The sequence below is a fragment of the Pseudomonas sp. SST3 genome (assembly GCF_003325755.1).
In genome coordinates this window covers 1-7,641 of record NZ_QORI02000059.1, presented here as the reverse complement: position 1 = coordinate 7,641, position 7,641 = coordinate 1, and the positions used below count along the sequence as shown (strand labels likewise).

Genomic DNA, 7,641 nt, shown 5'->3' with positions numbered 1-7,641 from the left:
GTTTCCGACTGCCACTACATAAATTTTGTTTCAGCGGATGTGTGCAAGCACACCTTGCAGCTCATCCAGCGAATTGTAGCGGATCACCAACTGTCCCTTGCCTTTTTCGCCATGCTTAATTTGCACGGGAGAACCCAGACGCTCAGCGAGGCGCTGCTCAAGGCGAACAATGTCCGGATCGCTTTTCGGCTCGCTTTTCGGCTGCCCCGTACTGTTCAACCACTGCCGGACCAGTGCTTCGGTCTGGCGCACGGTCAGTCCCCTTGCGACAACGTGACGCGCTCCTTCTACCTGTTGTTCTGCTGGTAGCCCAAGCAGTGCGCGGGCATGCCCCATTTCCAGATCGCCATGAGACAGAAGCGTCTTGATCTCCTCCGGCAGGGCGATCAGACGCAACAGATTGCTGATCGTCACGCGCGATTTACCTACGGCATCGGCAACCTGCTGTTGAGTCAGCTGAAACTCCTGTTGCAATCGTTGCAGTGCTACAGCTTCCTCGATGGGATTGAGGTCCTCGCGCTGGATGTTTTCGATCAGTGCCATGGCGATGGCCGCCTCATCGGATACGTCGCGTACCAGTGCTGGTATTTTGTCCAATCCAGCTTGCTGGCTCGCACGCCAACGGCGCTCGCCGGCAATGATTTCGTAACGACCTGAACCGATCGAACGAACGACGATCGGCTGCATCACGCCCTGGGTGCGGATCGAGTGCGCCAGCTCGTCGAGCGTCACCGGGTCGATGTCGCGCCGTGGCTGGTACTTGCCACGCTGAATGACGTCGAGTGGCAGCTGCTGCAGCTCCCGCTCATCGGCCTGAGCCGCCTCCTCCTGCACTGCCGTCACATTGGCGCCGCCGAGCAGGGCATCCAGTCCGCGTCCTAGGCCTCGTTTTTTGGTCGCCATGTAAATTTCCTTATGCGGTTGCGCTGCGGGCGGCTCGGCGCTGGCGGCGCGACAATTCACCTGCCAGCGCCAAATAGGCCAAGGCGCCCTTCGATTGCTTGTCATAGACCAGCGCCGGCATACCGTGACTAGGCGCTTCGGCCAGTCTCACGTTACGGGGGATTACCGTGTCGTAGAGCTTCTCGCCGAAATGCGTCTTGAGCTGTTCGGTGACATCGTTGGTGAGGCTGCTGCGCGGGTCGTACATGGTCCGCAGCAGGCCCTCGATCTTCAATGAAGGGTTCAGCGCCTGACCGATACGCTGAATCGAGTTGACCAGATCAGTCAGCCCTTCGAGCGCGTAGTACTCGCACTGCATCGGGATGATCACGCCGTCCGCAGCCGTCAACGCGTTGATCGTCAGCATCGACAGCGAGGGCGGGCAGTCGATGAGGATGTAATCGTAGTTCTCCCGTACCGGGGCGAGCGCCTCGCGCAGGCGATGCTCCTTGGTCGGTAATTTGAGCAGGGCAACTTCGGCAGCCGTCAGATCACGGTTGGCCGGCAATAACTGGTAACCGCCATGCTCGGAAAACTGCATCGCGTCGACCAAACTGCACTCGCCGATCAGTACGTCATAGATCGAGTATTCCAGGCTCAACTTATCCACACCGCTACCCGTCGTGGCGTTGCCCTGCGGGTCGAGGTCAATGAGCAGCACCCGGCGCCGCGTCGCAACAAGCGAGGCGGCCAGGTTGATGCAGGTGGTCGTCTTGGCGACACCGCCCTTCTGGTTGGCGATGGCAAATACTTTAGCCATGGTCAGTGTCTGTCCGGAGTCATGAAGTGCGGCGCAGTATCAGCAGATGGCGTTGCCCTTGGCAACCGGGAACCTTGAGAACCAGACAGCACTCCAGTTGGAAGTCCTCTGGCAGCGCCTGCAGCTCGTCGTCCGGCTGCACACCTTTCATGGCGAGCCAACGGGTATCCAGATCGCCAAGGTGACGCGTCCAGCTGGCGAAATCATTCAGCGAACTGAACGCCCGCGAAGTGATTCCGGTAAACGGCTGTTCTGGCCGGAACTGCTCGACCCGCTTGTGGACAACTTCAACGTTGGTGAGTTTCAGCTCGAGCTTGACCTGGGTGAGAAAGCGGGTCTTCTTGCCGTTAGAGTCGAGCAGCGTGAAGCTTCGCTCCGGAAACAGGATGGCCAGCGGAATGCCCGGCATTCCGCCACCGCTGCCAACATCGAGCCAGCGCGCGCCGCCTTTCTCCACGTGCGGTGCAACGCTGAGGCTGTCGAGCAGATGACGCGAAACCATCTCCGCCGGATCACGAACGGCGGTCAGGTTATAAGCCTTGTTCCACTTGTGCAGCAGCGCCAGATAGGCGAGCAGTTGCGCTTGCTGCGCTTCGCTCAGCTCAACACCCAGTAGTGCCGCACCCTGCTTGAGTTCTTCGGCGTAGCGCGTGTATTCGGCTTCCATCAAGCGCTGTGCTCCAGCGTCTGCCCGGCACTGCGCTTTTTCAGATGAATCATCAGAAGGGAAACGGCTGCTGGGGTTACGCCCGGGATCCGCGACGCCTGCCCAAGCGTTTCGGGACGTGCGAGGGAAAGCTTGTGCTGGATTTCCTTCGACAGTCCAGAGATGGTCGCGTACTCCAGATCCGCAGGCAGCGCGACATTCTCGCTTGCCCGCAGCCGCGTAATCTCTTCCTGCTGGCGATCGATGTAGCCGGCGTACTTGCTCCTGATCTCGACCTGCTCGGCCACCTGAGGATCCTCTACACCCGCTCCGGTGAGCTGAACCAGGCCCCGATAGTCTATTTCTGGTCGAGCGAGCAGGTTCAGCAAATTGTATTCGTGGGTCAGCGGGGTGCCGAAGCGTTCGGCAATCGCCTCCCCTTGTGGCGTTGCCGGGCGTACCCAGGTGCTCTTCAGGCGCTGTTCTTCTCGCTCAATGCCTTCGCGTTTGCGCTCGAACGCCGCCCAGCGAACATCATCCACCAACCCCAGCTCACGGCCCTTTTCGGTCAGCCGTAGATCGGCGTTGTCTTCGCGAAGTATCAGGCGATACTCGGCGCGCGACGTGAACATGCGATACGGCTCCTGAGTCCCAAGCGTAATCAGGTCGTCTACCAGCACACCGAGGTAAGCCTCGTCGCGACGCGGGCACCAGCTATCCTTACCCTGAGCGCGTAGCGCGGCATTGGTGCCGGCGAGCAGTCCTTGAGCACCGGCTTCTTCGTAACCGGTGGTGCCGTTGATCTGGCCAGCAAAGAACAGCCCGCCGATAACCTTGGTTTCCAGGCTGTATTTGAGGTCGCGTGGATCGAAATAATCGTACTCGATGGCGTAGCCGGGACGAACGATATGGGCCTGTTCCAGGCCGCGGATGCTTTGCACGATCTGCAGCTGAACATCGAATGGCAACGAAGTGGAGATACCGTTGGGGTAGAGCTCATGGGTCGTCAGGCCCTCGGGCTCGATGAAGACCTGATGGCTGTCCTTGTCGGCGAAGCGATGGATCTTGTCCTCGATCGACGGGCAGTAGCGTGGCCCCACGCCTTCGATGACGCCGGAATACATTGGTGACCGGTCGAGGTTGGCCGCGATGATTTCATGAGTCCGCGCATTGGTATGGGTGATCCAGCAACTGAGCTGTTTCGGATGCTGCGCGGCATGGCCCAGAAACGACATCGGTGGGATGGGGGTATCGCCTGGCTGTTCGGTCATTACCGAAAAGTCGACGCTTCGTCCATCGATGCGGGGCGGCGTCCCGGTTTTCAGACGGCCGACGCGAAGCGGCAGTTCACGCAGACGTTTGGCTAGCGCGATGGAGGGCGGGTCGCCCGCGCGACCGCCGGAGTAGTTCTGCAAACCGATGTGGATAAGTCCGCCCAGGAAGGTCCCTGTCGTGAGGACTACCGAATCAGCGAAGAAGCGCAGTCCCATCTGGGTGACCACGCCTTTGACCTGGTCCGCTTCAACGATCAGATCATCAGCTGCTTGTTGAAATATCCAAAGATTCGCCTGGTTCTCCAAGGTTTCGCGGACTGCGGCCTTGTAGAGCACTCGGTCAGCCTGAGCACGGGTTGCACGCACTGCAGGACCTTTGCGGCTGTTGAGTACGCGAAATTGAATTCCGCTTTTGTCCGTCGCGGTCGCCATGGCGCCGCCGAGCGCATCGATTTCCTTCACCAGATGGCTCTTGCCGATACCGCCAATCGCCGGATTGCAGCTCATCTGCCCGAGAGTCTCGACATTGTGAGTGAGCAGCAGAGTCCGCACGCCGATTCGAGCGGCTGCCAATGCAGCTTCGGTACCGGCATGGCCACCGCCGATAACGATGACGTCAAAACGGGAAGGGAAATCCACCACGCACCTCGTGCCTGTTCAGATGAGTTCTGGGAAACGCGCAAGTATAGGGGTTGGAGGCCTGTGAAAGAAGGCCCTTGCACAAAAAATGACCAGCCGTAGAGGGCGCTGGCTAAAATGCAAGCCATAGATAAAAAGATAGAGAAATTATTTAAAGCTTATTTCTATGTTTATAAATATGCAGCGATTATCTGTGGATAAAGCTCTGTAAGCCGCGCTTTGAAAGACGTTCAGTCTATAGAAACCTTGTGCCGATCCTGGGCTGTAGCGGTGCAGTACCGGTTGGCAGCCTGTGTATTAAATGCCTAGTTATACACAGGCGTATTTTCCAACAGTTTATCCATAGGGTTATGGACCGGTCTCAAGGTAGGTTTTCCACAGAGCTCCTGGATGGCCTGTTTGGCAAAAAAGAAACCAGGCCAGCGATAGGATGGTGAGAAAGCGGATCAAAAGCTCACTAGAGCGGGAATGCGGACACCCGGTAACTGCAGCTCAACATGAAGTGAGCTGCCGGAACTGACGCCGCAGCGCCGAGAACTTCATTCGAGCTATTTGCCGATGCAGAAGCTCGAAAAGATACGTCCCAACAGATCATCCGAGCTGAAGGCACCGGTAATCTCGCCGAGTGCCTGCTGGGCCTGGCGTAGGTCTTCGGCTAATAGCTCTCCCGCCCCCGCGAGGGTGAGTTGCGCATGCCCATGGTCAAGGTGCTCGGCTGTTTGCCGCAGCGCGTCCAAGTGCCTGCGGCGGGCGCTGAAGCCGCTCTCTGCGGTCTGGTCGTAGCCCATGCAGCTCTTCAAGTGCTCTCGGAGCATTTCCAGCCCATCACCAGATCGCGCCGAAAGGCTCAAAGTGCTGTAGCCGTCTGGGTCGACTGATAGAGCGGCGTTCTCTCCGGTCAAATCGGCCTTATTGCGGATAAGGGTTGTCTTGGCGCGATCTGGCCTGACCACGAGGAAATCGGGCCAATCGGGGTTCTGTTGATGTACAGGTGATGCGCTGGCGTCTATCACCAACAAAACCCGGTCAGCATCCTCAATCGCCTTGATCGCCCGCTCCACGCCAATTCGTTCCACCTGATCATCGGTGTCCCGCAGGCCCGCGGTATCAATGATGTGCAGGGGCATGCCATCGATATGAATGTGTTCACGCAACACATCGCGAGTAGTGCCGGCGATGTCGGTAACAATCGCGGCCTCGCGGCCCGCCAACGCATTGAGCAGGCTGGATTTCCCGGCATTGGGGCGCCCAGCGATTACCACGTTCATGCCCTCACGCAGCAGCGCGCCTTGACCGGCTTCGCGAATCACCTCGCTCAGTTCCTGCCTGACAGCCTGCAGCAAAGCCAGTACGCGGCCGTCGGCCAGAAAATCGATCTCCTCTTCAGGAAAGTCGATCGCTGCCTCGACGTAGATGCGCAGCTGGATCAGCTTTTCCGTCAGATCATGTACTCGACGGGAAAATTCGCCTTGCAGCGAGCGCACCGCGTTACGTGCCGCCTGGGCTGAGCTGGCCTCGATCAGATCGGCGATCGCCTCAGCCTGTGCAAGGTCCAGCTTGTCGTTGAGGAAAGCCCGCTCGCTGAACTCACCCGGCCTGGCCAGCCGTACTCCGAGTTCCACGCACCGCCGCAGCAGCATATCCATTACGACAGGACCGCCATGGCCTTGAAGTTCCAGCACGTCTTCACCCGTGAAGGAATTCGGGGCCGGGAAAAACAGCATGAGCCCCTCATCGATGACCTCACCGTCATCGGAGTGGAACGGACCGTAGTGTGCGTGTCGGGCTATGGGCTCACGTCCGCTAAGCGTGATGGCCACCGCCTTTGCCCGTGCCCCGGAAACTCGCACGACGCCGATACCACCTCTTCCCGGCGCGGTGGCAATTGCAGCGATGGTTTCGTGGTCTTGGCTCATGCGTACTCTCCCAGGAGGATCGGAAAAGCAAAACGCCCCAATCAAGGGGCGTTCTGTTGACTCAGCAGATCAGGCGGCGGCTGCGGTCTGCCTCTCGATTTTGCGGGTAATGTACCACTGCTGTGCGATCGACAAGACGTTGTTGACCACCCAGTACAGCACCAGGCCCGCCGGGAACCAGAGGAAGAAGAAGGTGAAGATGACCGGCAGCAGCTTCATCACCTTGGCTTGCATCGGATCCGGCGGCGTGGGGTTCAGCTGCTGCTGGATGAACATCGTCACGCCCATGATGATCGGCAGGATGAAGAATGGATCCTTGATCGACAGATCAGTGATCCAGAACATCCACGGGGCCTGGCGCATCTCGACGCTTTCCAGCAGTACCCAGTAAAGCGCGAGGAACACGGGCATCTGTACCAGAATCGGCAGACAACCGCCCAACGGATTGATCTTCTCTTTCTTGTACAGCTCCATCATCGCCTGGGACATCTTCTGGCGATCGTCACCGAACTGCTCCTTGAGCGCCTGCATCTTCGGTGATACCGCGCGCATGCGTGCCATCGACTTATAGCTGGCGGCCGAGAGCGGGAAGAAGGCCAGCTTGATGATGATCGTCAGTACGATAATCGACCAGCCCCAGTTGCCTAGGAGTGCGTGAATATTTTCCAGCAGCCAGAAGATAGGCTGGGCAATGAACCAGAGAATGCCGTAATCGACAGTCAGCCGCAGGCCTGGAGAGAGCTCCTCAAGCTTGTCCTGGCTCTTCGGGCCGGCATACAGCGTAGCGGATGTTTCACCCTGGCTTCCCGGGGCGATATTGATCGCAGGGCCCGTGAAACCAATGATGTAGTTGCCTTGGCTGTCCTTGCGGGTCTGCACCTGATTGACTTGATCAGGTGCAGGAATCCACGCCGTCACGAAGTAATGCTGCAGCCAGGCGATCCACCCGCCTTCGACAGTCTTTTTCAGGTTCTTGTCATCCATGTCGCCCATGGACACCTTGGTATAAGGCTCGTCCTTGGTCCAGAGTGCTGCGCCCAGATAGGTCGCGGTTCCGGTTGCTGTGCTGGATGACGGGTCGCCACTGTCGTCACGCTTGAGCTGACCGAACATATAACCGGTCCAGGGCTCCTGGCTCTGGTTGTCGATCAGATAGCGCACGCCCAGATCGTAATCGCCACGATCGAAGGTGAAACGCTTGGTGTAGTTGACGCCGTCTTCGTTGTACTTCAGATCGACGACCAGCTGATCCTGACCTTCTGCCAACTGATACTGCTGCTGTTCGCTGCTGTACAGCGGCCGGCCGGTGGCCTTGTCTGGACCGTCGCCTATCAAGCCGCTCTGGGCTTCATAGGTTCTTTCACCGCTTCGCTCGAAAAGCTGGAACGGTACATCCGGTCGATCCTGGCGACGAGRTCTGCAAGCGTAGATCAACGATGTCGCCGCCACGAGGATCGATCGCGA

General features: G+C 58.6%; 5 protein-coding genes and 1 pseudogene. All 6 read right to left on the bottom strand.

Annotation, left to right across the window (positions count from 1 at the left end; translation table 11 throughout):
• Positions 1-30 precede the first annotated feature (30 nt).
• Entirely contained in the window at positions 31-903 is an 873-nt protein-coding gene (locus DQ405_RS23115; RefSeq protein WP_168426282.1) for a ParB/RepB/Spo0J family partition protein, read from the bottom strand.
• Positions 904-913: 10 nt separating this feature from the next.
• Positions 914-1,702 (bottom strand): ParA family protein, encoded by a 789-nt coding sequence (locus DQ405_RS23110; protein ID WP_168426281.1) that lies wholly within the window; start codon positions 1,700-1,702, stop codon positions 914-916.
• A gap of 19 nt (positions 1,703-1,721) precedes the next feature.
• Complete coding sequence (gene rsmG / locus DQ405_RS23105) at positions 1,722-2,369, bottom strand: 16S rRNA (guanine(527)-N(7))-methyltransferase RsmG (protein ID WP_168426283.1); 648 nt, start codon at positions 2,367-2,369, stop codon at positions 1,722-1,724.
• Positions 2,369-4,261 (bottom strand): tRNA uridine-5-carboxymethylaminomethyl(34) synthesis enzyme MnmG, encoded by a 1,893-nt coding sequence (mnmG, locus tag DQ405_RS23100; RefSeq protein WP_168426280.1) that lies wholly within the window; start codon positions 4,259-4,261, stop codon positions 2,369-2,371. The genes rsmG and mnmG overlap by 1 nt, the downstream gene beginning before the upstream one ends.
• 548 nt (positions 4,262-4,809) lie before the next feature.
• Positions 4,810-6,177: a tRNA uridine-5-carboxymethylaminomethyl(34) synthesis GTPase MnmE gene (mnmE, locus tag DQ405_RS23095; RefSeq protein ID WP_168426279.1), complete on the bottom strand. Its 1,368-nt coding sequence runs from the start codon at positions 6,175-6,177 to the stop codon at positions 4,810-4,812.
• A gap of 69 nt (positions 6,178-6,246) precedes the next feature.
• Positions 6,247-7,641, bottom strand: a pseudogene (gene yidC / locus DQ405_RS23090) (membrane protein insertase YidC); the annotation flags it as partial.

Excerpts from the sequence above, each read along its gene's own strand:
- mnmE (WP_168426279.1), bottom strand. The coding sequence starts at position 6,177 with ATGAGCCAAGACCACGAAACCATCGCTGCAATTGCCACCGCGCCGGGA.
- DQ405_RS23110 (WP_168426281.1), bottom strand. The coding sequence starts at position 1,702 with ATGGCTAAAGTATTTGCCATCGCCAACCAGAAGGGCGGTGTCGCCAAG.
- rsmG (WP_168426283.1), bottom strand. The coding sequence starts at position 2,369 with ATGGAAGCCGAATACACGCGCTACGCCGAAGAACTCAAGCAGGGTGCG.
- DQ405_RS23115 (WP_168426282.1), bottom strand. The coding sequence starts at position 903 with ATGGCGACCAAAAAACGAGGCCTAGGACGCGGACTGGATGCCCTGCTC.